The sequence below is a fragment of the uncultured Sulfitobacter sp. genome, from assembly GCF_964021855.1.
Lineage (GTDB): Bacteria > Pseudomonadota > Alphaproteobacteria > Rhodobacterales > Rhodobacteraceae > Sulfitobacter.
The window spans coordinates 180,939-207,148 of record NZ_CAXHZD010000002.1 but is presented as its reverse complement, the minus strand read 5'-3'; the positions used below and the strand labels follow the sequence as shown (position 1 = coordinate 207,148).

Genomic DNA, 26,210 nt, shown 5'->3' with positions numbered 1-26,210 from the left:
CCCTAGGGGATGAACCGTTGCACCAATCGCACGACGGTCTTGACCAAATCGCTTTCAAACAGCCGCGGCGAGAAATAGGCCCCTGCCGCGCGTTTGTTGACTTCGCCAATCGTTGGATACGGCGCAACCATACCTGCAATCTGGCTCATTTTCATGTTATTTGCCAGCGCCAAAGCCCACAGATTGATCAGCTCGCCTGCTTGATAGCCAACGATGCTGACACCGACGGGACGCCCCTTAACCACCATGACCTTGATAAACCCCTTGGTTTTACGTTCTGCAATCGCGCGGTCGTTGTGATTATAGTGAAAGCGCACCACCTCGACCTTGTCGCCATGCTCTTCTTTGGCTTGCGCTTCGGTCAGGCCGACCTGAGACAGCTCGGGGTCGGTATATGTTGCCCAAGGGATATGCGCGGTCTTGGCTTTGGACGGGATCGCAAACATCAGCGACCGGATCACCACACCTGCGTGATAGCCCGCAACATGAGTGAATTGCATCCCGCCTGCCACATCACCAATCGCGTAAATCTTGCGATTCGTCGTGCGCAGGGACGCATCCACCTTGATGCCGTTCTTGGTGGGTTCGACCCCGGCTTTGTCCAGATCCAGCCTATCTGTGTTCGTCTTGCGCCCCACAGCGACCAGCAAATGCGAGCCTTTGAACACGCGGCCATCCTTGGATTTGACCACAATCGCGCCGACATCGCCGCTGATCTCGGATGCCTCAGCATCCTCTGCGATCTCAACGCCTTCATCCTTAAGCGATTGCAGCACGATTGCAGCCGTCGCGGGGTCGTCCTTGGCCAGCGCCTTGCTGCCCTCGATCACCGTCACTTCGCAGCCCATGCGAATATGCGCTTGCGCCATTTCCATCCCGATAGGTCCACCGCCAATAATAAGCAAATGATCGGGTTTCTCGCGCAGATCGAACAGCGTTTCGTTTGTCTCGTGCGGTGTTTTATCCAAGCCCGGAATAGGCGGCACCAAGGGGGATGACCCGGTCGCAATCACGATACGGCGCGCCTTGATGATCGTGTCGCCGGCCTGCACCTCATCCTTCGAGATGAAGCGCCCGAATTCACGGATCACGTTGATGCCGAACCCCTCGAACCGTTCTTGGCTGTCGACGGGGGCAATCTGCGCGATCACATCGGCCACGTGATCTTTGGCCGCTGCATAATCCACATCGCCCGCGCCGTTGGTCACGCCAAACTGTTTCGAATGCCGCTGGCCGTATGCCGCCTTACCCGTCGCGATCAACGCCTTTGAGGGGACACAACCGTAGTTCAGGCAATCGCCGCCCATTTTATGACCCTCAAGCAGGACAACATCCGCCCCCATTTGGGCGGCACCCGCCGCAACAGACAGCCCGCCAGAACCTGCGCCGATGATCAAAAGGTCGGTTTTAATACGGTTCATTTCAGCAGTTCCTTTTTGCCGGTAATGGCTTTCAGTATTACGGGAAGAAGCGACAAGGCACCGAGCCCGAGAATAGGTAGCAAAACATATGGCTCGAATATGACGCCGAAATTCGGCGTCTCACCACGGGCGAACACTGTACCTAGCCCCGCGCCGATCGACGTAAAGACCAATGACCCGGGAATAATCCCCAAAAATGTCGAGATTACAAAACGGTACAGCATCACGCCCAGAAACGCAGGGATCAGGTTGGCCACAAAAAACGGCACCACAGGTACAAACCGGATAAAGAACAACATTGACCACTGATTTTTATCGATCCCGTCCTTAATTTTGCGCACCATACCCTCTGACGCATCCATGCGCGCCTTGAGCTTTTCGCCAAAGCCCATCCGCGCCGCCAGAAAAATCACGACAGCCCCTAGGGTGGCCCCTGTCACGTTAAAAAGCACACCAAAGAAGGTGCCAAACAGGAACCCTCCGGTGATTGTGGTGATCCCTGCCCCCGGCAGTGAAAACCCCACAATCAGGATATAGGTCGCTATAAAGACAAGAACAGTCAGCACGTAATGCGCATCCCGAAACGCGATCAATGCCTCGTGATTATCGCGCAGCGTTTCAAAACTCAGGTAATCGCGCAGGGTGAAAAAACCCACGATTGCCACAAGAACGATCACAGCGATTGGCAGATATCCGAGCCATCCGGATTTGTTGTCTGTCTGATCTGCCATGTCTCGGGTCGCCCTCTATATCGGTCAATATCGCCGCTTACCCCTATAGATGGGCCACATCGCCGTTGTCAGACAGAGGCATCACGCGCGCTTGATCGCAAAGCCCTGTATGTTGCAGAAAACCAAGGTTATGATAGCTTATTGAAACAGTCGGCGGGAAAAATCGCCGTTTTTATTGCAGCTTCGCCAAATTTGCCGCCTCAAGGGTTTGACTTGCGGGCGCAGCAGCTTTAGAGGCAGGGCTTGAATTGACAGTGATGCGCCGAATCTGGTGTTGATCTAACGTATTAAGTGGAGCCGGAGCGATGAAACGCACCTTTCAACCTTCAAACCTTGTGCGCAAGCGGCGCCACGGTTTCCGTGCACGTATGGCAACAAAAGCGGGTCGCAAGATCATCAACTCGCGCCGTGCCCAAGGCCGGAAAGAACTGAGCGCGTAATTCGCGCTTTCAGGACTTTGCAATTATGACTCCGTCGGAAGCACCCATGGATGGCACCAACGCCGCCCAACGGGAACCGCTTCCGGCGGTTTCTTTGCGTTTGACCACCCTTAAAAACAGGCCCGACTTTCAACGGGCCACCAGATCGCCCCGCGTCGCCATGCCGGGATTTATCCTGCAGATGCGCAAACGCGCGCCCGACGAGGCCGAAGGCGTCCGTGTCGGGTTCACCTGTTCGAAAAAGGTCGGAAATGCCGTTGCGCGCAACCGTGCAAAACGCCGTCTGCGCGAAATTGCCCGTTTGGCTTTGCCAGATCACGGGCGCGACGGAATGGATTACGTGCTAATTGGGCGGCAGGGTGCGACCGCCAGCATCCCCTTTTCGCAGCTTCAGGCTGATCTTATCAAAGCGCTAAACATCTTACACGGCAAAGCCAAATGACAATATTGGCGCGCATTCTCGCTGGTCCGGTGCATGTTTACCGCTTGGTTTTCAGTCCGTGGATCGGCCAAAACTGCCGCTATCAGCCAACATGCAGCGCCTACGCGCTCGAGGCTTTAAACAAACATGGCGGCATCAAAGGTGGCTGGCTTGCCGTCCGCCGTATTGCACGCTGTCATCCGTGGGGTGGCAGCGGCATTGATAACGTGCCGGACTAGCTGCCTGTTTGCCCTGCGGTTTACAGTCAAAGCTCCTAACAAAATGCGGCCATCGCGCGCGCCAGACTTAAACCGCCGCTTGATCGGCGCATGCAGTTGATCTAAGCCAAGCCCATGCTGGATCAACCTGACGATATTCACCCGCTTTTTTACGGTGCGCCCCAAAGCACCGAATTTCGCAAACTGCGCAAGCGGCTTGTGCGGCACACGCGCGAGGCGATTGAACAATATGGCATGATCGAACCCGGAACCAAATGGCTGGTTTGCATGTCAGGCGGCAAGGATAGCTATACGTTGCTGGCTATTCTGCATGAATTAAAATGGCGCGGGTTGTTACCGGTTGAGCTGATTGCCTGCAATCTGGATCAGGGCCAACCGAATTTTCCAGCAACCGTTCTGCCCGCCTTCCTTGAGAAAATGGGCGTTCCGCATCGCATAGAATATCAAGATACCTATTCAATCGTGATGGATAAAATACCTGCCGGCCGGACGTTCTGTGCCCTGTGCAGCCGGTTGCGTCGTGGCCATTTGTACCGGATCGCCCGCGAAGAAGGCTGCAGCGCGGTTGTCTTGGGCCATCACCGCGATGATATTCTAGAGACATTTTTCATGAATTTGTTTCACGGCGGAAGGCTGGCGACGATGCCGCCTAAACTGCTGAATGAAGAAGGCGATGTTTTTGTCTATCGGCCCCTCGCTCATGTCGCTGAGGTTGACTGCGAAAAATTCTCTAACGCTATGAATTACCCGATTATTCCTTGTGATCTATGTGGATCGCAGGACGGCTTGCAACGTCAACAGGTCAAGGCGATTCTAGATGGCTGGGAAGCCAACAGTCCCGGCCGTCGTCAGGTGATGTTCCGCGCCCTGATGAACGCCAGACCATCCCATTTGTTGGACCCGAAACTGTTCGATTTTGCTGCGTTGACCCGAAATACCTAGCAGAATTTCGTCTAATCTTATGCATTCAGGCTGGAAGAAAACAGGAACATTAACCTGACAGATACCAGCAAGCCCCTAGTGCTGTTCCAACGACGCGCAAGCCGCGTCAGATGGGGGTTTAACGATGGCGCGCAGTTTGCAGGCAACAGTTCTACACTTGGGACGCAGCATTTCCACGATCATGACCGGCCCCCCGGCGCTGGCGTTTTTACCCGCCCTTTGCCTGTCTACCTACTGGTTCGGCGGCGAAGAAGCGTTACTGATCTGCGCCGTCGCCATCCCCCTGACCTATCTTTTTCTAGGCAGTATTTATGGGTCAGCCAACCAACTGCTTCTGGCCCGCGAAGGGGTGACAGGCCTCCTACAACCAAATGCGTTCAAAGACTTGGCCGATCAGGTATTTCTAAAAGCGACTGAAATCGGGTGGAAATCTGCCATATTTTCTTTCGAGATCGAGGATTTTGCCGAATTACAAAACCGCTTTGGAAAAGCCGCAACGGATCAGGTCCGAACGCAGATTTCAGAGCGTTTGATGTCATCCCTCCGTGACAAGGACAGCGTGGGCATCGTCGACAACGTCACCTTTGCCGTCTGCCTTGATCCGGTGCGGCACCTTGATCTTGAGCTTTGCATCCAAATGGCCGCTAGGCTGCAACGCGTGTCGGAAGACCCCATTTCCATTGACGGCACCGTTATTTACGTTTCGGTCTCTGTCGGATTTTGCCAACACAGCAGATCGCCCAGCAACACTGGCGAAGGTTGGTTGGGTGCAGCACTTACCGCGCTGAAAGAGGCAACGCGCCACGGGCCATCTGGCATCCGCGCCTTTACCGACCGCATGATACTGCCAACCGCACATTCTGCGGCCCTAATCGACGAAGTTGCTCAGGCGCTTGAGAATGGTCAGATCATGCCTTGGTTCCAACCCCAGATATCGACAGAAACCGGCCAAATCAGCGGGTTCGAGGCATTGGCAAGGTGGTCCCACCCCACCCGCGGCATGCTGCTGCCATCAGATTTCCTGCCTGCGCTGGAACAGGCTGAATTGTCAGAACGGCTTGCCGAGATGATGATGTATCACGCGTTCGCAGCAGTACAAAGCTGGGATGCAGCCGGGTTACATGTGCCGCAAATCGGCGTGAATTTCGCGGGCTCTGAGCTCAGCAACCCCTTACTCATTCGAAAGATCAGTTGGGAATTGGATCGCTTCGACCTCACAGCTGACAGGCTGGCGATTGAGGTGCTTGAAACAGTCGTTGCAAGCGCGCCTGATGACATGATCACCCGAAACATCAATGCATTGGGCGACTTGGGCTGCCGGATCGATCTAGACGACTTTGGCACGGGCCACGCCTCTATCACTTCGATCCGACGGTTTGGCGTAAACCGCATAAAAATCGACCGTTCCTTTGTCTTGAGGGCCGACCGTGACCCTGAACAACAACGTATGATCAGCGCGATCCTTACCATGGCGGAAAGATTGGGCGTAGAGACGTTGGCCGAGGGGGTCGAAACCGTTGGAGAACACGTCATTCTGGCCCAACTTGGCTGCGACCATGTCCAAGGGTTCGGGATCGCGCACCCGATGCCCATGGATGAAACAATTGCGTGGATCGAAGCGCATAACGCCAAACTGCACGATGTTCCAAGGATCATGGGTGGAAAAGCATAGTTCCGTGGTACGAAACCAACTTCAATACTACAGGCGAAAGGCCGAATCTGCTTGACCTTTGGTGCTGCACTCTGTTGAACCCACGCTGATATTATAGACATCAGGTGGCGGTCATATGGACGATCAGAACAAGAATCTCATCATAGCGACGGTTCTAAGTTTCATAGTGATCCTTGGGTGGTTCGTACTGTTCCCCCCTCCGGAAACCGCACCCACCGTTCAGGAAACGGCCGCGGCAACCTCGGGTGACACCGCTGCGCCAATCGCGACGGTGCCAACCGGCACAAATGCGGCAACAACGCCTGCGTCCTCCGAAACCCGGTCAGATGCCCTTGAACAAGCGCCGCGCATCCCGGTCGAGACTGCACGCCTCACCGGGTCCATCTCGCTTTTGGGTGGCCGGGTCGATGACTTGATGCTCAAAGATTACCGGACGACAATTGACGACGACGCACCGATTGTGACGCTCTTGTCGCCCGCCGGCACTGATGATGCCTATTACGCGCTTTACGGCTGGGCCGCTGGTGCAGGCATCGCGCCCGAACAAGTCCCTGGTCCCAACACGCTTTGGTCCTTGACTGAGGGCGACACCCTTACGGTGGGTAGCCCTGTTACGATGACATGGGATAACGGAGCGGGTCAGATTTTCTCTCGGGTTATCTCCATCGATGAAAACTATATGTTCAACGTCGCGCAATCGGTTGAAAACACATCCGATACATCTGTGACGATGGCCCCTTATGGGATCATTGCCCGGCACGGCATTCCGTCTGACGCACAAAACTTCTTTATTCTTCACGAAGGTATGGTCGCCATGAACAATGGCGAACTTCTTGAGACAGGTTGGGACGATATTCCGGACCTTGATCCGATTAACGGTGTGCCATCTGAACGGATTGACGGCGTCACGAACGGCTGGATCGGTTTTACCGGTCACTATTTCATGACCAACCTTATCCCCGACCCCGCGCAGGCATCGCGCCTGACGGTCAAATATCTGCCAAACACCGAAATCTTCCAGACCGAAGCCGTGTTGCCAACCCAAACGATTGCATCGGGCACCACCGCGACAGTGACAACCCAGTTGTTCGCCGGCGCAAAGGAATGGGAAATTCTGCGCGAGTATGAGGCAAAAGGTGTCTACAAGTTTATCGACTCGATCGATTGGGGCTGGTTCTTCTTCCTGACCAAGCCAATCTTCTGGGTGCTGCACCACCTGAACCTGCTGATCGGCAACATGGGTGTCGCCATCATCGGGCTTACCCTGCTGATCAAGGCGCTGTTGTTCCCGCTGGCCTATAAATCATATGTCTCGATGGCAAAGATGAAAGAGCTTCAGCCCCAGATGGAGAAGCTGAAGAAGGACGCTGGCGAAGATCGCCAAAAGCTTCAGCAAGGCATGATGGAGCTGTACAAGCGCGAAAAGGTAAACCCCGCAGCGGGCTGCCTGCCGATCGTAATGCAAATCCCGATCTTCTTCTCGCTCTACAAGGTGATCTTTGTCACGCTCGAACTGCGCCATGCGCCTTTCTTTGGTCCCTTCCAGGACCTGAGCGCGCCTGACCCCACATCGATCTTCAACTTTTACGGCCTTCTGCCATGGGCTTCACCTGATGCGGGTTCGATCATGGCCTTGGTCTTTATCGGTATTTTGCCGCTGCTTTTGGGCATATCCATGTTCCTTCAGCAAAAGCTGAACCCGGCCCCCACAGATCCGACACAGCAAATGATTTTCGCCTGGATGCCATGGGTATTCATGTTCATGCTGGGTGGCTTTGCATCGGGTCTGGTCGTCTACTGGATCGCGAACAACACCATCACATTTACGCAGCAGTACCTGATCATGCGCAGCCAAGGGTATAAACCTGATCTGCTTGGGAACATCACAAGCGGGCTGAAACGCAAGGACAAAGCCGCTGCAAACGATCCTAAGGCACCGTCCAAAGGCAAAAAGTAATGCAGGTCTGCGCCCTTTACCGGCACCCGATAAAAAGCCACGGGCGCGAGGCGATTGAGAGGGTGCACCTTACTCAGGGCGCGACCATGCCTTGGGATCGGGTATGGGCCGTGACGCATGAGGCGACGAAGTTTGATGCAGGCGCGCCCAAATGGGCGAGCTGCAATAACTTTATGATCGGCTCGCGCACCCCCGGCTTAGCCGGGATATGGGCGACAATGGATGAAGCTGACCGTGCCATTACGTTGACACATCAGGCCCTTCCCCCACTGACCTTTCACCCCGACGACCCTGCTGAAACTGCGCGTTTCCTTGACTGGGTTGCACCGCTTTGCCCATCCAACCGTGCGGCACCAACGGCCATCGTTGCGGCACCGAACCGGGGGATGACGGATACCACCTATCCGTCGGTATCCATCATGAACACGGCATCGCACCGCGCGGTCGCGGATGCCTTGGGGGTTGAGATCACCAAAGAACGCTGGCGCGGTAATATCTGGCTGGACGACATAGCAGCATGGTCTGAATTTGGCTGGATCGGCCGCGACGTCAAAATCGGAGACGCCGTATTGCGCATCCGCGAGCCGATCAAACGGTGCCCCGTCACTAACACAAACCCGATTACAGGCGAACGCGACACAGCGACGCTGGATATTTTGAACAGCGTATTTGGACATCAGAATTTTGGCGTCTATGCTGAGGTCATCACATCAGGCGATATCGCGCTTGGCACAAAAGCAGAGGTAATCTGATGCAAATTAAATTCAATATCGCAGAAGAACCCGACGCGCTGACCGCTGAAAAGGGCCGGCTGCTGTTCGCGGGCGAGACCGAGTTCGTTAAAGGTGTGGTTGCCATGGACGGCTTGCCACCCGCCGACCGGTTGGAGGTTTGCTTTGCCGGGCGGTCGAACGTCGGTAAATCAACCCTGATCAACGCCTTGACGGGTATGAAAGCCCTCGCGCGGGCCTCGAACACACCGGGCCGGACGCAAGAGATTAACTATTTCACCGCAGGCGACGATCATTACCTCGTCGATCTGCCGGGCTATGGCTATGCGAATGCTCCCCTGCCCGTGGTCGAGAAATGGCAGCGTCTGCTCAAGCAATATCTATCCGGTCGCCAAACATTGCGCCGGGCCTTTGTGTTGATCGATGCGCGCCATGGCGTCAAAAAGGTTGATGATGAAATTATGTCCCTGCTGGACAGTTCTGCGGTGACCTTTCAGTGCGTCTTGACCAAAGCTGACAAAGTGAAAGAAGCAGAGCGCGCCAAGATCCTGGATCAAGTTCGCGCTGCTCTTGCCAAACACCCCGCTGCCTATCCGGAAATCGTCGTGACATCGTCGGAAAAGGGTTGGGGTATTCCGACATTGCGTGCGATTATCAGCACGTTAACGTAGAATACACCCTTGGGTACCTTAGGCATAGAATGAGAAAACAAGAGATGAACCGCGACTGGATCGCCACAGCGCAAACCCTAAGCCAGGCTTTGCCCTATCTTCAACGCTATGCCGACGCCACGGTGGTGATCAAGCTGGGCGGCCATGCCATGGGCAGCGACGAGGCGATGGAAGAATTCGCCCGCGATGTCGCCCTGATGCGTCAGGTTGGCGTGAACCCTGTGATCATCCACGGCGGTGGCCCGATGATCAACAGCATGCTCAAGCGGCTTGATATCAAATCTGAATTTATCAACGGCAAACGTGTGACCGACGCCGCGACCATGGAAGTGGTCGAGATGGTTTTGTCCGGCCTCGTGAACGCGCGTATCGTGCAAGCCATCACCGCCCAAGGCGGGCGCTGTGTGGGCGTGTCTGGCAAAGATAGCGGTCTAATCATCTGCGACCAAGAAGACCCCGAATTGGGCCTTGTTGGGGCCCCTAAAGAGGTTAACCCCCGCCTTTTGCGTGATCTGGCAGACAAGGGCATCATTCCGGTCATTGCCCCCTTGGGCATGGGCCGCAACGGCGAGACATTTAACATCAACGGCGACACCGCAGCCGGTGCAATTGCTGCCGCGCTAAAGGCCGACCGCCTGCTGTTGTTGACGGACGTTGCAGGCGTCAAGAACGCCGATGGCGAGGTGCTGACCGAACTTACAGCCGCCCAAATTCGCGAAATGATCGCAGATGGGACGATTGCTGGCGGCATGATTCCCAAGACGGAAACCGCCCTGAACGCAATCGAAGGGGGTGTGCGCGCCGCTGTCATCCTTGACGGTCGTGCACCTAATGCCTGCCTGCTTGAGCTGTTTACCGAGCATGGTGCCGGCAGCATCATCCGCAAGGGTTAAGATGAAACGTCTTGTCCTGATGCGGCATGCAAAGTCGGATTGGTCAGGCGCGACATCCGACCATGATCGCCCCCTAAATGCGCGCGGCCGCGCCAGTGCCACAGCGCTTGGTGATTGGCTGCGTGAACAAAAGATCAGCCCCGATACCGTTCTGTGTTCGACCGCCACACGCGCCGCCGAAACGTTGGAAGGTCTGGCGCTTGGTCCTGACACCGACCTGCAGTTTACCCGCGATCTGTATCTCGCTGATCCAGAAACGATCTTGGCCACGCTACGGGGCGCATCAGGCGATACCGTCGTGATCATCGGCCACAATCCCGGCATCGGCACGATGGCCGGAATGATTATCGAAACGTCAGACAACGGCGGGATCACCGACTATCCCACGGGTGCAACGCTTGTTGCGACATTTAATGTTGAGGATTGGGCGGATGTTAAATGGCGTATGGGTACGATGGATCAGTTCGTCGTGCCCCGCGATCTCCCCGCGCCGCAGCAGTAAGGCGAGGTTTCCCTCGCCCCACTGGTATTTTTAGTGACCCAGAATCTGGCTCAGGAACAGTTGTGTCCGTGGGCTTTGTGGGTTGTTAAAGAACTCTTCAGGTTCGTTTTGCTCAACGATCTGACCTTCATCCATAAAGATCACGCGGTTGGCGACCTGACGGGCAAAGCCCATCTCGTGGGTCACGCAAAGCATGGTCATGCCTTCTTCGGCCAGCTCGACCATGGTGTCCAAGACTTCTTTGATCATCTCGGGGTCAAGCGCAGATGTCGGTTCATCGAACAGCATGATGCGCGGGCGCATACAAAGGCTGCGCGCAATCGCCACACGCTGCTGCTGACCACCGGAAAGCTGACCGGGGTACTTGTCCGCTTGATCAGGGATCTTAACCTTTTCAAGGAAATGCATCGCGATTTCTTCGGCTTCTTTCTTGGGTGTTTTGCGTACCCAGATCGGTGCCAACGTGCAGTTCTCAAGGATCGTCAGATGCGGGAAGAGGTTAAAGTGCTGGAAGCACATGCCAACCTCTGACCGGATCTTGTCGATGTTTTTCACATCAGAAGACAGCACCGTGCCATCAACTTCGATCAGGCCTTTTTGGTGTTCTTCCAATGCGTTGATGCAACGGATCAGCGTCGATTTACCGGAACCCGATGGGCCCGCGATGACGATACGTTCGCCACGGTAAACGGTCAGATCAATGTCGCGCAGCACGTGAAATGTGCCGTACCACTTGTTCATCCCTTGAATGCTAATGGCGACCTCGTCCGAGACCTGTAGTGCTTTTGCTTGTTCAGCCATAATAACAGCCTTTCCTTAATGGTGGTCGGTCTGGAGTTGACGTTCCAGCCATTGTGAATATTGCGAGATGCCGTAGCAAACGACGAAGAACAGAAGGGCGGCAAAGCCCCAGAGTTCCCAATAAACGCCGTTCCAATCGGTCGAGGCGAGGATCGGACCGCGGATCATGCCCACGAGATCGAACATCGAAATGATCGAAACCAGTGTGGTGTCTTTGAACAGCCCCACTGCCACGTTCACGATGCCCGGGATCGAGATCTTCAACGCCTGCGGCAGGATGATCAGACGCATGGATTGCGCGTAATCAAGGCCAAGGCTTTCCGCGCCCTCGTATTGACCACGCGGCAACGCCGCCAGACCGCCACGAATAACTTCGGCGATATATGCTGATGCGAACATCGTGATCATGATGATCACACGCAAGATCAGGTCAAAGCTGGTTCCCGGTGGCAAGAAATATGCCAAAACCACGTTTGCCACGAACAGCAAGGTGATCAACGGCACGCCGCGAATGAATTCGATAAACACCACGCAAATCATCTTGATGATCGGTAGGCGAGACTGACGGCCAAGGGCCAGCAGAATACCCAAAGGCAGCGAAAGCGACACACAGACCACCCCAAGGATCATGTTCAGCATAAAGCCACCCATGTTCCGCGACACCACTTCCTCAAGCGCGAGAACGCCCGACAAGCTTGGTGTGATCATGCTCAAGACAAACCAAACCACCGCAGCGGCGACGACACCGCCTGCCAGTCCGGCTGCAAAGCTTGTTTTCACAAGTTTACCATAGACGACATAGCCGATGACAATGCTGACGAGCGCCGAGACAGGCACCAACAGCGAGCCACCCCAGATCAACCAGAATGCGATGAAAGGATACAGCGCAGTAACGATCAGCAACTGACGCGGCAGGTTTGAAAACAGAACCGGTGCAACAGCAACGAACAGCAGCACAAAGGCCAATGTCGGGCGCCAGTATCCGTCTTGCGGATACGAAATACCGAACAACAGCTGGTTCCACCGCTCGGCCAGAACCGAGAAACAGCCCCCTGTCGCGCCATCCAATACTTCACGACATTCGCGGATGTTGGATGTCGTCCAGACGCCGCCCAGCAACCAAGGCAGGAAGCCGGAAAGCAGCACATAGATCACATACAGCGCGGCAATGGTCAGGATGGTATATGGGATCGACGAAAAGAGACTTTCGCGGACCCATTTGACCGGGCCTTGTGCCGTTGATGGCGGCGCGGCCTGAGGCAGCATCGTATCACGGACATAGGTAACGGTTTGGGCATGTGTATCTGACATATTACCGCTCCTTCAGGCTGACGTTTTTGTTGTAGACGTTCATAATCGCAGAGATCGACAAAGAGATCGTGAGATAGAACAGCATCAACAACAGCACACACTCGATCGCGCGGCCCGTCTGGTTCAAGGTGATCCCGCCCAGCGTCGCCGTGATGTCGGCATAGCCAACCGCGATTGCCAGAGACGAGTTTTTGGTGATGTTCAGGTATTGCGAAATCAGCGGTGGAATGATCACCCGCAAGGCTTGCGGCAAGACGACCAAGTTCATCACGCGCTTGGGGCGCAAGCCCAGCGACGCCGCGGCCTCGGTCTGGCCTTTTGGAATGGCCTGAATGCCCGCACGTACGTTTTCGGCGATAAAGGCACCAGTATAAACCGACAATGCCAGCCAAAGTGCGATCAATGGCGCGCCAATTTGAATACCACCGCGAAAGTTAAACCCTTTCAGCGCAGGCATATCCAACCCGATGGGGCTGCCCATGATGAAGAACATCAAAAGAGTTGGGACAATCAGGATCGCCAAGGTCGGCCAGCCTGTTGGCAACAGCTTACCGGTTTCAAACAACAGTTTGACGGCGTAGCGGCGATAGAAAACCACTGCGATAATCGACAGAATGAAGGTCGCAACGACCATCATCGAGCCCGGCCCCCAAACTGGCGCGGGGATATAAACACCGCGGTTGGTAAAGGCGAATGCATCAAACAACATGCTAGACGTCGCGTTGTCACCGCGGAACGCATTTGGCGCAGGCAGAACCGCCGTCATCAGCGTGTAGATCATCAAGATCCAGATCAGCACGGGGATATTGCGGAAAATCTCGACATAAACGGACATCAGCTTGGACACGAGCCAGTTTTTCGACAGGCGCGCAACACCGGCGATCACACCAATCACGGTGGCAGTCAGACAGGCCAGAAATGCAACAAGCAAGGTGTTGATAATACCAACCATCGCCGCCCGAAGGTTCGTGGATTGGCTATTATAGTCAATCAGCGTTTGGTTGATATCGTAACCCGCTGGAACGCCCAAGAAATCATACGAGATATTGAGGCCCGCTTCGGCGAGGTTGCGCATCAAGTTGACGCCCAAAAAGGCCATCAGCGCAATCAACAGCACCAAAGCGATAAATTGGAATGTATAGGATCTATAGCGGGTGTCGTTCAGCAACATCGACAGCCGGAACGAGCCCTGTTGAGGGTCGGACATTGTCGTCATCAGATTATCCCTGTGTTCCGGATCCATTCATGCGCATCATTCGATATCGCTGGCCGGTTTTGTTTTTTTGTCTTGAAAGGCGCAAAGGGCGTGGAAAAATCCACGCCCTTTGGCAAAGTTCTTAGCGGAAAGGAGGCGCGTACATCAGGCCGCCATCTGTCCACTGAGCGTTCAGGCCACGGGCCAGACCGATTGGTGTTTCTTCGCCGATGTTCTTGGCAAAGATTTCACCGTAGTTGCCTTGAGACGCGATTGCGTTCTTGGCCCAGTTGGCTTCAAGACCCAACATTTCACCCAACGTACCTTCGGAACCCAACAGGCGGGCAACTTCGGGGTTGGTTGTGTTCATGGACATTTCTTCGACGTTTGCCGATGTAACGCCCAGCTCTTCAGCTGCGATCAAAGCGTACAGAACCCAACGTGTCACGTCGCCCCAGTCGTTGTCGCCGTGGCGAACCACTGGACCCAAAGGCTCTTTCGAGATGATTTCTGGCAGGATCACGTGATCGCCAGGGTTCTCGAATGTGGCACGTGTGGATGCCAGGCCGGATGCGTCAGTTGTGTAGGTGTCGCATGCACCGGCAAGGTACTGCTGCTGGCCTTCGGCGTTTGTCTCGATTGGCACGGGCTCGTACGAGATGTTGTTGGAGCGGAAGAAGTCAGCAAGGTTCAGTTCGGTTGTTGTACCGGTTTGAATGCAGACAGTCGCGCCATCCAGATCCTTGGCGGAAGAAACGCCCAAGGATTTTGGAACCATGAAGCCTTGGCCGTCATAGTAGTTCACACCGATGAAGTCGAACTTCAGGTCGACATCGCGGGAGAACGTCCATGTTGTGTTACGCGCAAGAAAGTCGATCTCGCCCGAGGCAAGCGCTGTGAAGCGTGTTTTGCCGGTTGTTGGAATGAATTCAACTGCTGTTGGATCACCGAAAACGGCGGCTGCGACTGCGCGGCATACCGCAACGTCGAAACCTTCCCATTCGCCATTGGCGTTTGGTGCGGCAAAGCCGACAAGACCAGTTGTTACACCACAGTTCAGCTTGCCGCGCGCTTTCACGTCGTCAAGTGTTGCGGCCGCGGACGCACCGGCGAGAACGCCAGCAACTGTCAGCGCACCGAAAAATACGGATTTATTCATAGTTACCTCTTCCTGATTTCCACCACGTTCATGGGTGGTTTAACCGACACCTTTTTTGGGTCGGAGGCTATTTTAATGGAATGATCCCATTAGTGCTACGGAGTTTGGGCGAATTTATGCCGGCGCGTCAAGGCTATATGCCTAAAAAACAGCCTCGACCAAAGGGCAACCGCCTAGTTTCCCAGCTAGGTGCCTTTGCTCAGGTCAAACATTAACTTTGCGTGAAGAAAACTGCCCTTTTTGGCGGCGGCGAGCGCTTCTGCATCATCGTCTTTGCCCCATAATTCGGCCTGCCAGATCTCATCCAGGCGCGACATGTCCCAAAGCGATTCCATTTCGCGGGCATTCATCGCCGCAGCAAAGCCCAAAACCAGTGATCCAGACAGGCTGACAAGGTCGTGGAATGCCGCCAATTCAAAGTGATCCAAGGCATGTGTCCGGCGGGTCAGACCCGCAAACACGTCGGGGTCTTGGGGCACATGCATGATACCTGTGCGCGGCTGCAACCTTGCGCCTAACGCATCCTCCGCCCAGTCAAGCATCGGGTCCCAGACAGCACTTTGCCGCTCGACCAGCTCTTGCGGGCTGTCCGCCCGGTAACATAGCAGATCGCAATCGCCATATGCCGCCAACATATCGGCGACTTCGGTATGCTGAACCGCAACCTTGTCGATCGCGGCATTGGCGGTTTTTGTGCATGGCATCGTTTGCGGGTTGATCACCCCGTCCTGCGCCTGCCATTCAGCGGCAATTGCATCGGCCATCTTGGCCGTTGGCAACACCAGCAACTGCTTTGCCGGCGTTTTGATCGGGCGACCGTCCAGCTCGACCGAATGCCCCCCGTCACGGGGGACAACCTGCGCCTCTTTCCAAAAGCGTTTGGCTTTCCAATCACTCATTTTTCAATGCTCCAGATTTGGGTCGGCACTGCAGGGCACCTGATCGGGCGGACTGATCAGGTGCCCTGCTGCGCTTACGCCCAGTCTTCCTCGAACGGGTCAGCGGGTACATCCGATGGCGACCATTGGAACGTGTTCCACGTGCGCACCATATGGTCAGGCATCGGCGCGATCAGGTTCAGTCGGGCCTTGGTCACCGGATGCTCAAGCGTCAAGGACCGCGCATGCAGATGCAGCTTTTTCGAGATATCGCCGCCCAGTTGCGCGCCCCAACCGTCGCCCATGTTTTCCTGGCCAGAGCCACCGTATTTGCCGTCACCGACAATCGGATGCCCGATCTCTGCCATATGTGCACGCAGCTGGTGCGTACGACCGGTGACGGGGATCAGCGCAACCCAACAGGTGCGGTTGCCCGCTTGTGCCAATGTCGCGTAATCCGTCGTGGCGCGCTTTGCCCCTTCGGTGGTGTCCATGTCCTTGGGATGGACGCAGTACATCTTTTCGCCCTCCCCCCGCGCACCGTGACCGAACGCCTTGACCAAACCGAATTTGATCGTGCCGTTCTTGGGGTGCGGTACACCTGCGACAGCCGCCCAGTAAATCTTGCGCGTTTGGCGGTGCCTGAACGATGATGTCAGATCAGCCGCAATCGACCGCGTGCGCGCCATGATCAGCACACCCGAGGTGTCTTTATCCAAGCGGTGCACAAGGCGTGGCTTTTCATCCAGATCAAACATCAGCGCATCGGCCAAGGCATCAACGTGGCGATCAGATTGCCCTGACCCACCCTGCACGGGCAGGCCCGGCGGCTTGTTCAGCGCGATGATATAATCGTCGCGGTAAATCACGCAGGACCGGATGAACTTGGCATCCGCATCCGAAATCCGCGTGCGTTTGGGTGGCGGCGGGGCCTCCGTATCGGGCAGCGGCGGAATGCGAATTTCCTGCCCCACCTCTAGCCGCGTAGACGCTTTGACACGCCCCCCATCGACACGAATTTCACCCTTGCGGCACATCTTTTCGATACGCCCCTGACTGATCAGCGGGAACATACGTTTGAACCAGCGGTCCAACCGCTGATCCCCGTCGCCCTGTTCAATGATCAGGTTCTGAACCCGGCTCATGCAAATACTCCTCTGGCCACCATCAGGCCCAGCATTAATCCTAGCACCGACAGTCCGACTGACAGTGCCACATATATCCCTGCCGATGCGATCTGGCCGCGCTCGATCAGTGTTACCGTTTCCAGAGAAAACGATGAGAACGTCGTAAAGCCGCCCAAGATACCCGTCGCAATGAACGGGTTCAGATGGGTCAGGCCTTTTTGCGCGGCTGCCACAATGAACAGCCCCATAATGAACGATCCCAAAATGTTCACCGTCAACACAGCCACCGGAAAATCCAGAATGCCAAAGGCACGCATAATCCCGACACCCCAAAGGTATCGCAAGGACGCGCCAATCGCACCACCAAGGGCCACAAAGAACAGGGTAGAAATCATCTGCGGTCTGTCACGCGTTGCGCGCGGATTGTCAAGTTTTGCGCGTCGCGCGCAGCTTTTCGAAATAATCGAGCCGCTTTTTCAAGTCGCGCTCGAACCCACGTTCAACGGGCTGATACAACTGCGGCCGCTCCATCCCGTCGGGAAAGTAGTTCTGCCCCGAAAACCCGTCTTCGGCATCATGGTCATAGGCATAGCCCGCACCGTACCCCTGATCTTTCATCAGGTTGGTGGGCGCATTCATGATATGTTTGGGCGGCGGGGCGGACCCGGTCTGTTTTGCGGCGCGCCGTGCAGATTTATACGCGACATAGGCCGCGTTCGATTTTGGTGCCAACGCCAGATAGGTCACAGCTTGGGCCAAGGCCAATTCCCCCTCAGGCGACCCCAACCGTTCATATGTTTCCCATGACTGCAGGCAGATCGCTTGCGCCTGAGGATCAGCCAGCCCGATGTCCTCAACCGCCATGCGGGTGATCCGACGCATCAGATAGCGGGGGTCCTCGCCACCCTCCAACATCCGTGCCAACCAATAAAGCGACGCATCAGGGTCTGACCCACGCACCGATTTATGCAGCGCCGAGATCAGATTATAATGCGCGTCGCCACCTTTGTCGTACTGTGCCGCCCGCCGCATCAACCGCGCCGATAGCGCCTTCCCATTCAACGCGCCGTCCACTTTCCACGCCGCGACCTGTTCGATCAGGTTCAGCAAGGCGCGCCCGTCCCCATCCGCCATCTCAAGCAGATTTTCCCGCGCGGCACTATCCAAAGGCAAGGGACGGCCCAGTTCGGCCTCCGCCCGCTCTGCCAGCAGCTCAAGATCGGCATGCGGCAAGCGTTCAAGCACCAACACTTGCGAACGGCTCAGCACAGCGGCGTTCAGCTCGAAAGACGGATTTTCCGTGGTCGCACCGACCAACAGAATCGTACCGTCCTCCATATGCGGCAGGAAACCGTCTTGCTGCGCCTTGTTGAAACGGTGGATTTCGTCAACGAACAGCAATGTCCCCTGCCCGTTCTGCCGCCTGATCTTGGCCGCCTCGAACACCTTGCGTAATTCGGGAACACCGCTGAATATCGCGCTGATTTGGACAAAATGTAGGTCGGTCTCATCCGCCAGCAGCCGCGCGATCGTGGTTTTACCAACGCCCGGCGGCCCCCAGAAAATCAGCGATCCCAAAGACCCGGATTCAAGCATTACCGTCAGCGGCGCATCCGGGCCCAATACCTGCCGTTGTCCGATCACCTCGGCCAAGGATTTTGGTCGCAACCGGTCCGCAAGCGGGCGATGCCCCCCTTCTGCTACGACTTTAGGACTGCCAAACAGATCCGCCACGGCCTAAATCCGAAACCGCAGGGACAGTCGCTGCCCGCCGCGTTGCACAAATAATTCGGCACTGCGTTTGCCTTTGAACGCCGTGCGCACTTGCGCAGGCGTCTGCACATTTTGACCGTTCACAGCCAAGATGACATCGCCGGGGCGCAACCCAACCCGCAGGCCAAAGGCACCGACGTCCATCACGGCAACCCCTTCCACCTCAAGCGACAGGTTCAGTTCGGACAAAACCGCCGGATTGATCCGCGCCAGTTTCAGACCGGGCAACAGCTCGCGTTCGCCTAAAACAACCGCATCACGCGGCGGCTCCTCCGGTGCTTCGATCAATGACACCACAACGTCGCTCTGCGCACCGTCTCGCAGGCGCGTAATAACGGCTTCTTTGCCCAAACCCGCCACGCTCATCCGGTAAATCATTTCGGCGGGCGAATGCACATCCTGACCGTCAACGGCGATAATCACATCGCCTACACGAAACCCCGCTTCCAGAAACGGGCTGACCGGATGCAATCCCGAAAGAATAATACCGCCGGGCCGGTCCAGCCCCAATGGCGCTGCCATATCGGCATCAACCGCCTGCCCGCTAAGCCCAGCCCAAGGTCGCGCAAATCGCGCAGCCCCTTTCCGCGCCTGTTCCACAAACGCCGCGACCAGATTGGCGGGGATGGCAAAACCGATGCCGTTTGACCCACCCGAACTGGTCAGGATGGATGTATTGATGCCAATCAAATCGCCTTGCATATCGATCAAAGCACCGCCGGAATTGCCCGGATTGATCGGCGCATCGGTCTGGATGAAATAGCCCTGCCCGCCACCATTCATGCCACCCGACCGCGCAAGTCCCGAAACGATACCGCTGCTTACGGTCTGTCCGACACCAAAGGGGTTCCCGATGGCCAGCGCAAGTTCACCAACCTCGACATCATCACTGTTGCGCAAGCTCAGAAACGGCAGGTCTGCCACATCGTCAATCTTGAGGATCGCCAAATCGCTCTCGGCATCGCTTAGCATCACACGGGCCGAAAATTCACGGCGGTCGGCAAGCACGATACGGATGTCCGTCGCCATCCCGACAACGTGGTAATTCGACACCACAATCCCGTCCTCGGACAATATCACCCCCGACCCAAGGGAATTTTGCACCCGCGGGCGACCGGCATCAGGGCTTTGGAAAAAGCGTTCGAAAAAGGGATCGGCTTGCAGGGGCGTCCGGCTGCTTTGCACGATCTTACGCGCATAGATATTCACGACAGCTGGCACCGCCTCTTTCACCAAAGGGGCAAAGCTAAGTTGCATTTGCGATGCAGATGTCGGCACCGTTTGCGCATGAAGGGGCAGTGAAACGAGGGCAAGCAAGATCAGGAAATATTTCATACCCAAGATATGCGCAGCCAAACGGCCTTGCGCAACACCCATATTCCAAATGGTCTAAAATCCTCGCCGAAGGCATAAAAAAAGCCCCTGCGACAGCAGGGGCCTTTAAATCTTCTACAAAGTAGAAGGCTTTAGTCTTCGGCAACTTCGTATGCTGCAACGCGGGCTTTGTCGCCTGCGCCTTTCGCATCGCGGTCGCGATCTACGAATTCGATGATGGCCATCGGTGCCATGTCGCCATAGCGGAAGCCCGCTTTCAACACGCGAACATAGCCGCCTTGACGGTCTTTGTAGCGTGGTCCAAGGATGTCGAACAATTTCGCGACATACTGATCCTGCTTCAGCTTGCTTGCTGCCTGACGGCGCGCGTGCAGATCGCCGCGCTTGGCAAGCGTGATCATTTTTTCAATGATCGGCTTCAATTCTTTTGCTTTTGGCAAGGTTGTTTTGATTTGCTCATGTTCGATGAGCGAGCCTGCCATGTTCGAGAACAACGCTTTGCGGTGTTCATGAGTACGGTTCAGGCGGCGGTAACCACGTGCGTGACGCATTTTCTAGTCTCCAACGATATGCCCTCTACGGGCGGTTTTACTTTGTCCGGCTGACGTGCGTAGCGCCAACTCTCCTTGGGGCCCTCGTGGCCCAGTCTTGCATGTGGTGGGGATCGCTCCCCACCGCATGAATTCTTAGAACGAATCCTCGAACTTCTTGGCGAGGTCTTCGATGTTGTCCGGTGGCCAGTCCTCGACGTCCATACCAAGGTGCAGACCCATACCCGACAGCACTTCCTTGATCTCGTTCAAGGACTTGCGGCCAAAGTTCGGCGTGCGCAGCATTTCGGCTTCGGTCTTCTGGATCAGATCGCCAATATATACGATATTGTCGTTCTTCAGGCAGTTCGCGGAACGAACAGACAGTTCCAACTCGTCTACTTTCTTCAGCAGCAGCGGGTTGAATTCCAGGCCATCGTCATCATCCTGACGCGACGCAGATTCAGGCTCGTCAAAGTTGACGAAGATGCCCAGCTGGTCTTGCAGAATGCGCGCAGCAAATGCGACCGCATCGTCTGGCGTGATCGAACCATCGGTTTCGACCTTCATCGTCAGTTTGTCATAATCCAGCACCTGACCTTCGCGGGTCGGTTGCACGTCATAAGACACTTTTTTCACTGGCGAATAGATCGCATCGATTGGGATCAACCCGATTGGCGCGTCTTCTGGCTTGTTCTTATCCGCTGCAACATAGCCCTTGCCCGTGTTTACGGTCAGTTCCATGTATACGTCGGCACCGTCATCCAGGTGGCAGATCACGTGATCGCGGTTCAGGATCTCGATCCCGGCGCTTTCAGAGATGTCACCAGCAGTAACAACACCAGGGCCTTTTGCCGAAATCGACAGGCGCTTTGGCCCTTCGACTTCCATGCGCAAGGAAACACCCTTGAGGTTCAGAACGATGTCGGTGACGTCTTCACGCACACCAGACACGCTGGAAAACTCGTGCAAAACATTGTCGATTTGTACAGATGTGATGGCAGCGCCTTGCAGCGAAGACATCAGAACGCGGCGCAGCGCGTTGCCCATGGTCAAACCAAAACCGCGCTCAAGCGGTTCTGCGATCACAGTGGCCTGACGTGCTGGGTCATTACCCGGCTTTACGTCCAACTGCTGTGGTTTAATCAATTCAGCCCAATTTTTGTGGATCATACGTCCCTCCATTCTTGTCTCTTGCCCCATGTCCAAACGGCGAAGAAACTCCCGAGGTTTCAGAAAAGCAGAACGGGGCCGCACGCAAAGGCGCGACCCCATAAATAATATATGCCCTTAGACGCGGCGGCGCTTTGGGGGGCGGCAACCGTTGTGCGCCATTGGTGTCACGTCACGGATCGATGTGATATTGAAACCAGCAGCAGCCAAAGCGCGCAATGCGCTTTCACGGCCCGAACCTGGGCCTTGCACTTCGACTTCCAGCGTTTTCACGCCGTGGTCTTGTGCTTTCTTGCCCACATCTTCAGCGGCCATTTGGGCAGCGTAAGGTGTCGATTTACGCGACCCTTTGAAACCCATGGTGCCGGCCGAAGACCATGCAATTGCATTGCCCTGAACGTCAGAGATCAGAATTTTTGTGTTGTTGAAGGAGCTGTTAACATGCGCCACACCTGCGGCGATGTTCTTGCTGACCTTACGCTTTGTTTTTGTCTTTTCGCGTGCCATTGATCAGACCCCCTTATTTCTTCTTACCAGCAATGGCCTTTGCAGGGCCTTTGCGAGTGCGAGCGTTGGTGTGGGTACGCTGACCGCGAACCGGCAGGTTACGACGGTGACGCAGGCCACGGTAGCAACCAAGGTCCATCAGACGCTTGATGTTCATCTGTGTCTCGCGACGCAGGTCGCCTTCAACAGAGAAGTTTTCGTCGATGTATTCGCGAATTTTCAGGATTTCGGCATCCGAAAGTTCGTTGATACGACGGGCGTTATCGATGCCAACCGCTTCGCAGATTTGCGCAGCCGAAGAGTTACCGATACCAGTGATATATGTGAGGGCGATTGGAACCCGCTTTGCAGTCGGGATGTTTACGCCGGCAATACGTGCCACGTGTGCTATTCCTTTTTCGTTGCGGGTCCGTGATACCAGACCCTTTTTTCACAACGTGAAGCCCGAGGCGTTAATTGCCATCGGGCTGCAGCTGATCAGGTGTTCATGTGAAGGGCTTGATCTAGACCCGGCACAATTCGATTCTCTTACGAGATACGGCTGGTTATTGCCATTTACAACAAGCGTCAACCCACGATTGGCCTTACCGCCAGCATTCAGGGGCGGATGGCGTGCGCGCCGTGCCAAAATCGTAATCTTCTATATAAAACAGCACCGCTGCGATACAACGGTGCCGTTTTAGAAATTCGGTTCTCTAGCCGCGCAATCAGGCGTCTAGGATTGCCGCGATGCTCGCTTGAACCACATTGATGTCGGCCAAGCCGTCAACCCGCTTCAGCAGGTCATGGGCATAGTAGTAGCCCAACAATGGCGATGTCTTCTTGTAGTATTCCATCAGACGGTTGCGCAGGCTTTCTTCGTTGTCGTCAGCCCGGCGTTTGAAATCAGACGCGCCGCATTTGATGCATTTGCCATCAGCAGGCTGCGGCTTGGTCACGTCGTGGTACACTTCACCGCAGTTTCCGCAGGTGGACCGGCCAGCAATCCGTTTAACCAGCGCATCATCATTCACCCGCAGCTCAATCACATGGTCAAGCGTTTTGCCTGTCGCTTTCAGCAGCTCATCCAATGCGGTGGCTTGGGCCAGCGTGCGGGGGAAACCGTCGAAAATGAAGCCACCATGCTCGGTTGTGTCTTCCAGCTTTTCGCGGATCAGGCCGATCACAATCTCGTCGGTGACCAGATCGCCGCGTGCCATAACATCGGCGACCATGTTGCCCATCTCCGTGCCGCTGTCTTTTGCTTCGCGCAGCATGTCGCCCGTCGAAAGCTGAACCATATTGCGTGTCTCAACCAGATGACGCGCCTGTGTTCCTTTGCCCGCTCCGGGCGGTCCAAGCAGAATAATATTCATTTACGTGCTGGGCTCCGTTTTTTGCGGGATTTACCTGTCTTGCCACGCAACTGTGACCGTTCAAGCAAACCCTCGTATTGATGTGCAAGCAGATGGCTTTGCACTTGTTGGATGGTGTCCATCGTTACCGAAACAACAATAAGAACTGAAGTACCACCAAAGTAGAATGGAATGGCGAACTGGCCGCGCAGAATCTCGGGCAGGATACAGACCGCCGCAAGATACGCGGACCCCAATACCAAGACACGGTTAACAACATATTCCAGATATTCGGCTGTTTTCTTGCCGGGGCGAATGCCAGGCACAAAACCGTTCTGGTTCTTCAGGTTGTCCGCAACCTCGTCAGGCTTAAAGCTGACGTTGAAGGTATAGAAATAGGCAAAGAAAACGATCATCGCGACAAAGAACAGCAGGTACAACGGTTGGCCGGGGCCAAAGTTTGCCAGCAGAACCGACATAACAGGACCCGTGGAATTGCCCGAGAACGTGCTGATCGTCACCGGCAGCAGCAAAAGCGAGCTGGCAAAGATCGCTGGGATAACACCGGCTGGGTTAACCTTGACCGGCAGGTGCGACGACCCACCATCATACATCTTCTGACCAACTTGACGGCGCGGGTACTGGATATGGATCTTGCGCAGGGCGCGCTCCATAAACACCACAAACATGATCGTCGCGATCACCATCACCAACACGCCAACAATCACCGCAGGGCTGATCGCACCGGACCGACCGGAGGAGAAGAACTGCGCAATGGCGGCTGGAACTTCGGCGATAATGCCGACAAAGATGATCAGCGAAATACCGTTACCGATGCCGCGTGCGGTGATTTGCTCACCCAGCCACATCAGGAACATGGTGCCGCCGACCAGCGTGATCATACACGCGATACGGAAATACATGCCGGGATCGGCCGCAATATCACCCGCCTCAAGCGAGACAGCCAAGCCATAGGCCTGCAACGTCGCCAAAGCGACGGTACCGAACCGTGTATATTGGTTAATCTTCTTGCGGCCCTGTTCGCCCTCTTTCTTGAGCTGCTCAAGCGCGGGCACCATCGATGTCATCAACTGAACGATGATCGAGGCCGAAATATAGGGCATAATACCCAAGGCAAAGATGCCCATGCGGCCAAGCGCGCCGCCGGTAAACATCGAAACCATGCCGCCGATGCCCTGACCTGCGCTTTCCATGAACTGGCGTAGGGCGGTGCCGTCAATGCCGGGAACCGGGATGAACGTGCCAAGGCGATAAACGATCAGCAAACCCAGTGTGAATAGAATCCGGTTGCGAAGGTCTGTGGCCTTGCCCAACGCGGACCAACTGGTGTTGGCGGCCATGCTTTCGACGGCTGATACCATGATTAGGGCTCTTTCTTTGCAAAAACGCCGCCCGAGCCGTTTTCCGGCGGGCGGCATTTGGGAAAACTCGATTGACTATGTAAGCGGGACGCGGCCCGCTCACAAGGCAAAAGGGTAGGTTACGCGTCTGCGTTCGCCGCGGCAGGTGCTGTGACGGTCAATTTGCCGCCCGCTTTCTCTACGGCTTCGACTGCGGACTTGGACGCACCGGTAACCTGCAGGTCAACCTTGGTGGTGAAATCGCCCTTGGCCAGAACGCGAATACCGTCCAGCTTGCGACGTACCAGACCGGAAGAGATCAGCGCGTCTTCGGTGATTGCGGCACCGGCGTCGATCTTTTTCTCGTCGATGAATTTCTGGATCAGGCCCAGGTTCACAACTGCGTATGCTTTGCGGTTCGGCTTGGTAAAGCCGCGCTTTGGCAGACGTTGGTACAATGGCATTTGACCGCCTTCGTAACCGTTGATTGCTACACCCGAACGGGATTTTTGACCTTTGATACCACGGCCACCCATTTTACCGGTGCCGGAACCAGGACCACGGCCAACGCGCTTGCGTTTCTTGGTGGCGCCTTCGTTATCAGACAGTTCATGCAGTTTCATGTCGCTTCTCCTTTTGCCGGATGTGACCCCCAGCGACGGGAGCGGCCAAACGCGGCGTTTCATGATTCTTGTGGCGGATTGGTGGCCACTGGGGGCGTATAGCCACCCCCAGCAGAGTTATCAAGTCACGAGTGCCGTGTTTCGACTAGTTAGCATAGCTGATCAGCCAGCCCACCAAACCACGGCTGGCGATGCCCTAGTGGCAATGCAGTGGCTTGGAACCTGCATGACAACATTGCCCCGCAGGTGACGATTTTCTACATCCGCCCCCGTGTTCGATCATGGTCTGGCTTACGCCTACCGTAGCAAAAGACGCGGCGGTAGCCGGAAAGCAAAAGATGTTGAGTAAAATAGCGAACGAAAACGATTTGAGGATAAGTTTCATAATATATCCATGGATTGAAAAATGCGTCGAAATAGATCGCACAACCCAAGCGTTAACCCCCTATTAACCATTGTCCACAAAAAAACGCCCCGCAGTTT

The 26,210-nt window shown here is 55.5% G+C and carries 28 protein-coding genes; 10 read left to right on the top strand and 18 right to left on the bottom strand.

Annotated elements, in window-relative coordinates; translation table 11 throughout:
• Positions 1-2: 2 nt before the first annotated feature.
• The gene (locus AADJ11_RS07235) at positions 3-1,421 is read right to left on the bottom strand and encodes an FAD-dependent oxidoreductase (RefSeq protein WP_341233858.1); all 1,419 of its coding nucleotides are present in this window, start codon (positions 1,419-1,421) and stop codon (positions 3-5) included.
• Positions 1,418-2,152: a VTT domain-containing protein gene (locus tag AADJ11_RS07230; protein WP_341233857.1), complete on the bottom strand. Its 735-nt coding sequence runs from the start codon at positions 2,150-2,152 to the stop codon at positions 1,418-1,420. Before AADJ11_RS07230 ends, AADJ11_RS07235 begins: the two co-directional genes overlap by 4 nt.
• A gap of 305 nt (positions 2,153-2,457) precedes the next feature.
• Here AADJ11_RS07230 and rpmH point away from each other — a divergent pair, with 305 nt between their 5' ends.
• From rpmH to AADJ11_RS07180, 10 genes are all read left to right on the top strand, one after another.
• The gene (gene rpmH / locus AADJ11_RS07225) at positions 2,458-2,592 is read left to right on the top strand and encodes a 50S ribosomal protein L34 (protein ID WP_184562158.1); all 135 of its coding nucleotides are present in this window, start codon (positions 2,458-2,460) and stop codon (positions 2,590-2,592) included.
• A 25-nt stretch (positions 2,593-2,617) separates the two neighbouring features.
• Positions 2,618-3,034 carry a ribonuclease P protein component gene (rnpA, locus tag AADJ11_RS07220; RefSeq protein ID WP_341233856.1) on the top strand — a complete coding sequence of 139 codons (417 nt, stop codon included), beginning with the start codon at positions 2,618-2,620 and terminating at the stop codon, positions 3,032-3,034.
• Positions 3,031-3,252, top strand: a complete 222-nt coding sequence (gene yidD, locus AADJ11_RS07215; RefSeq protein WP_341233855.1) for a membrane protein insertion efficiency factor YidD — start codon at positions 3,031-3,033, stop codon at positions 3,250-3,252. Before rnpA ends, yidD begins: the two co-directional genes overlap by 4 nt.
• 114 nt (positions 3,253-3,366) lie before the next feature.
• Positions 3,367-4,194 (top strand): tRNA 2-thiocytidine(32) synthetase TtcA, encoded by an 828-nt coding sequence (gene ttcA / locus AADJ11_RS07210; RefSeq protein ID WP_341233854.1) that lies wholly within the window; start codon positions 3,367-3,369, stop codon positions 4,192-4,194.
• 124 nt (positions 4,195-4,318) lie between these two features.
• Entirely contained in the window at positions 4,319-5,866 is a 1,548-nt protein-coding gene (locus AADJ11_RS07205) for a GGDEF domain-containing phosphodiesterase (protein ID WP_341233853.1), read from the top strand.
• Positions 5,867-5,981: 115 nt separating this feature from the next.
• Positions 5,982-7,823, top strand: a complete 1,842-nt coding sequence (gene yidC, locus AADJ11_RS07200) for a membrane protein insertase YidC (protein ID WP_341233852.1) — start codon at positions 5,982-5,984, stop codon at positions 7,821-7,823.
• Entirely contained in the window at positions 7,823-8,575 is a 753-nt protein-coding gene (locus AADJ11_RS07195; protein ID WP_341233851.1) for an MOSC N-terminal beta barrel domain-containing protein, read from the top strand. Before yidC ends, AADJ11_RS07195 begins: the two co-directional genes overlap by 1 nt.
• Positions 8,575-9,225: a ribosome biogenesis GTP-binding protein YihA/YsxC gene (gene yihA, locus AADJ11_RS07190; protein ID WP_341233850.1), complete on the top strand. Its 651-nt coding sequence runs from the start codon at positions 8,575-8,577 to the stop codon at positions 9,223-9,225. The genes AADJ11_RS07195 and yihA overlap by 1 nt, the downstream gene beginning before the upstream one ends.
• Positions 9,226-9,254: 29 nt before the next feature.
• The gene (argB, locus tag AADJ11_RS07185; protein ID WP_341233849.1) at positions 9,255-10,118 is read left to right on the top strand and encodes an acetylglutamate kinase; all 864 of its coding nucleotides are present in this window, start codon (positions 9,255-9,257) and stop codon (positions 10,116-10,118) included.
• 1 nt (position 10,119) lies between these two features.
• On the top strand, positions 10,120-10,620 hold the full coding sequence (locus AADJ11_RS07180) for a histidine phosphatase family protein (protein WP_341233848.1): 501 nt from the start codon (positions 10,120-10,122) through the stop codon (positions 10,618-10,620).
• Positions 10,621-10,650: 30 nt separating this feature from the next.
• Here the strand turns inward: AADJ11_RS07180 and AADJ11_RS07175 are convergent, their stop codons facing one another.
• From AADJ11_RS07175 to rplO, 16 genes are all read right to left on the bottom strand, one after another.
• On the bottom strand, positions 10,651-11,421 hold the full coding sequence (locus AADJ11_RS07175; RefSeq protein ID WP_093917665.1) for an amino acid ABC transporter ATP-binding protein: 771 nt from the start codon (positions 11,419-11,421) through the stop codon (positions 10,651-10,653).
• 15 nt (positions 11,422-11,436) lie between these two features.
• Positions 11,437-12,732 carry an amino acid ABC transporter permease gene (locus AADJ11_RS07170; RefSeq protein ID WP_341233847.1) on the bottom strand — a complete coding sequence of 432 codons (1,296 nt, stop codon included), beginning with the start codon at positions 12,730-12,732 and terminating at the stop codon, positions 11,437-11,439.
• A gap of 1 nt (position 12,733) precedes the next feature.
• Complete coding sequence (locus AADJ11_RS07165) at positions 12,734-13,948, bottom strand: ABC transporter permease subunit (protein ID WP_341233846.1); 1,215 nt, start codon at positions 13,946-13,948, stop codon at positions 12,734-12,736.
• Between the two features lie 121 nt (positions 13,949-14,069).
• On the bottom strand, positions 14,070-15,086 hold the full coding sequence (locus AADJ11_RS07160; RefSeq protein WP_341233845.1) for an amino acid ABC transporter substrate-binding protein: 1,017 nt from the start codon (positions 15,084-15,086) through the stop codon (positions 14,070-14,072).
• Between the two features lie 185 nt (positions 15,087-15,271).
• A complete protein-coding gene (locus AADJ11_RS07155) occupies positions 15,272-15,985 on the bottom strand; it encodes an ATP12 family protein (RefSeq protein ID WP_341233844.1) in 714 nt (237 codons plus the stop codon).
• Positions 15,986-16,059: 74 nt separating this feature from the next.
• On the bottom strand, positions 16,060-17,109 hold the full coding sequence (locus AADJ11_RS07150) for an RluA family pseudouridine synthase (protein WP_341233843.1): 1,050 nt from the start codon (positions 17,107-17,109) through the stop codon (positions 16,060-16,062).
• Positions 17,106-17,486, bottom strand: coding sequence for a fluoride efflux transporter CrcB (gene crcB, locus AADJ11_RS07145; RefSeq protein ID WP_341233842.1), 381 nt, complete (start codon positions 17,484-17,486; stop codon positions 17,106-17,108). The genes AADJ11_RS07150 and crcB overlap by 4 nt, the downstream gene beginning before the upstream one ends.
• A 31-nt stretch (positions 17,487-17,517) precedes the next feature.
• Positions 17,518-18,825, bottom strand: coding sequence for a replication-associated recombination protein A (locus tag AADJ11_RS07140; protein ID WP_341233841.1), 1,308 nt, complete (start codon positions 18,823-18,825; stop codon positions 17,518-17,520).
• 3 nt (positions 18,826-18,828) lie between these two features.
• On the bottom strand, positions 18,829-20,199 hold the full coding sequence (locus tag AADJ11_RS07135) for a trypsin-like peptidase domain-containing protein (RefSeq protein ID WP_341234469.1): 1,371 nt from the start codon (positions 20,197-20,199) through the stop codon (positions 18,829-18,831).
• A gap of 131 nt (positions 20,200-20,330) precedes the next feature.
• A complete protein-coding gene (rplQ, locus tag AADJ11_RS07130) occupies positions 20,331-20,750 on the bottom strand; it encodes a 50S ribosomal protein L17 (RefSeq protein WP_176250635.1) in 420 nt (139 codons plus the stop codon).
• A gap of 135 nt (positions 20,751-20,885) precedes the next feature.
• Entirely contained in the window at positions 20,886-21,902 is a 1,017-nt protein-coding gene (locus tag AADJ11_RS07125) for a DNA-directed RNA polymerase subunit alpha (protein ID WP_093917656.1), read from the bottom strand.
• Between the two features lie 117 nt (positions 21,903-22,019).
• Positions 22,020-22,409, bottom strand: coding sequence for a 30S ribosomal protein S11 (gene rpsK / locus AADJ11_RS07120; protein ID WP_008226467.1), 390 nt, complete (start codon positions 22,407-22,409; stop codon positions 22,020-22,022).
• A 13-nt stretch (positions 22,410-22,422) separates the two neighbouring features.
• Positions 22,423-22,791: a 30S ribosomal protein S13 gene (gene rpsM / locus AADJ11_RS07115; RefSeq protein WP_341233840.1), complete on the bottom strand. Its 369-nt coding sequence runs from the start codon at positions 22,789-22,791 to the stop codon at positions 22,423-22,425.
• Between the two features lie 325 nt (positions 22,792-23,116).
• Positions 23,117-23,764 carry an adenylate kinase gene (locus AADJ11_RS07110; RefSeq protein WP_341233839.1) on the bottom strand — a complete coding sequence of 216 codons (648 nt, stop codon included), beginning with the start codon at positions 23,762-23,764 and terminating at the stop codon, positions 23,117-23,119.
• Positions 23,761-25,125 (bottom strand): preprotein translocase subunit SecY, encoded by a 1,365-nt coding sequence (gene secY, locus AADJ11_RS07105; RefSeq protein WP_341233838.1) that lies wholly within the window; start codon positions 25,123-25,125, stop codon positions 23,761-23,763. The genes AADJ11_RS07110 and secY overlap by 4 nt, the downstream gene beginning before the upstream one ends.
• Positions 25,126-25,244: 119 nt before the next feature.
• Entirely contained in the window at positions 25,245-25,727 is a 483-nt protein-coding gene (gene rplO / locus AADJ11_RS07100; protein WP_341233837.1) for a 50S ribosomal protein L15, read from the bottom strand.
• Positions 25,728-26,210 lie beyond the last annotated feature (483 nt).

Bases quoted from the DNA above. Each gene is read 5' to 3' on its own strand.
- crcB (WP_341233842.1), bottom strand. From the start codon at position 17,486: ATGATTTCTACCCTGTTCTTTGTGGCCCTTGGTGGTGCGATTGGCGCG.
- secY (WP_341233838.1), bottom strand. From the start codon at position 25,125: ATGGTATCAGCCGTCGAAAGCATGGCCGCCAACACCAGTTGGTCCGCG.
- yidD (WP_341233855.1), top strand. From the start codon at position 3,031: ATGACAATATTGGCGCGCATTCTCGCTGGTCCGGTGCATGTTTACCGC.
- rplO (WP_341233837.1), bottom strand. From the start codon at position 25,727: ATGAAACTGCATGAACTGTCTGATAACGAAGGCGCCACCAAGAAACGC.
- AADJ11_RS07160 (WP_341233845.1), bottom strand. From the start codon at position 15,086: ATGAATAAATCCGTATTTTTCGGTGCGCTGACAGTTGCTGGCGTTCTC.
- rnpA (WP_341233856.1), top strand. From the start codon at position 2,618: ATGACTCCGTCGGAAGCACCCATGGATGGCACCAACGCCGCCCAACGG.
- AADJ11_RS07175 (WP_093917665.1), bottom strand. From the start codon at position 11,421: ATGGCTGAACAAGCAAAAGCACTACAGGTCTCGGACGAGGTCGCCATT.
- AADJ11_RS07165 (WP_341233846.1), bottom strand. From the start codon at position 13,948: ATGACGACAATGTCCGACCCTCAACAGGGCTCGTTCCGGCTGTCGATG.
- AADJ11_RS07170 (WP_341233847.1), bottom strand. From the start codon at position 12,732: ATGTCAGATACACATGCCCAAACCGTTACCTATGTCCGTGATACGATG.
- AADJ11_RS07205 (WP_341233853.1), top strand. From the start codon at position 4,319: ATGGCGCGCAGTTTGCAGGCAACAGTTCTACACTTGGGACGCAGCATT.
- AADJ11_RS07180 (WP_341233848.1), top strand. From the start codon at position 10,120: ATGAAACGTCTTGTCCTGATGCGGCATGCAAAGTCGGATTGGTCAGGC.
- rplQ (WP_176250635.1), bottom strand. From the start codon at position 20,750: ATGCGTCACGCACGTGGTTACCGCCGCCTGAACCGTACTCATGAACAC.
- AADJ11_RS07195 (WP_341233851.1), top strand. From the start codon at position 7,823: ATGCAGGTCTGCGCCCTTTACCGGCACCCGATAAAAAGCCACGGGCGC.
- AADJ11_RS07150 (WP_341233843.1), bottom strand. From the start codon at position 17,109: ATGAGCCGGGTTCAGAACCTGATCATTGAACAGGGCGACGGGGATCAG.
- AADJ11_RS07230 (WP_341233857.1), bottom strand. From the start codon at position 2,152: ATGGCAGATCAGACAGACAACAAATCCGGATGGCTCGGATATCTGCCA.
- ttcA (WP_341233854.1), top strand. From the start codon at position 3,367: ATGCTGGATCAACCTGACGATATTCACCCGCTTTTTTACGGTGCGCCC.
- AADJ11_RS07155 (WP_341233844.1), bottom strand. From the start codon at position 15,985: ATGAGTGATTGGAAAGCCAAACGCTTTTGGAAAGAGGCGCAGGTTGTC.
- AADJ11_RS07135 (WP_341234469.1), bottom strand. From the start codon at position 20,199: ATGAAATATTTCCTGATCTTGCTTGCCCTCGTTTCACTGCCCCTTCAT.
- AADJ11_RS07110 (WP_341233839.1), bottom strand. From the start codon at position 23,764: ATGAATATTATTCTGCTTGGACCGCCCGGAGCGGGCAAAGGAACACAG.
- AADJ11_RS07235 (WP_341233858.1), bottom strand. From the start codon at position 1,421: ATGAACCGTATTAAAACCGACCTTTTGATCATCGGCGCAGGTTCTGGC.
- yihA (WP_341233850.1), top strand. From the start codon at position 8,575: ATGCAAATTAAATTCAATATCGCAGAAGAACCCGACGCGCTGACCGCT.
- rpmH (WP_184562158.1), top strand. From the start codon at position 2,458: ATGAAACGCACCTTTCAACCTTCAAACCTTGTGCGCAAGCGGCGCCAC.
- argB (WP_341233849.1), top strand. From the start codon at position 9,255: ATGAGAAAACAAGAGATGAACCGCGACTGGATCGCCACAGCGCAAACC.
- AADJ11_RS07125 (WP_093917656.1), bottom strand. From the start codon at position 21,902: ATGATCCACAAAAATTGGGCTGAATTGATTAAACCACAGCAGTTGGAC.
- rpsK (WP_008226467.1), bottom strand. From the start codon at position 22,409: ATGGCACGCGAAAAGACAAAAACAAAGCGTAAGGTCAGCAAGAACATC.
- yidC (WP_341233852.1), top strand. From the start codon at position 5,982: ATGGACGATCAGAACAAGAATCTCATCATAGCGACGGTTCTAAGTTTC.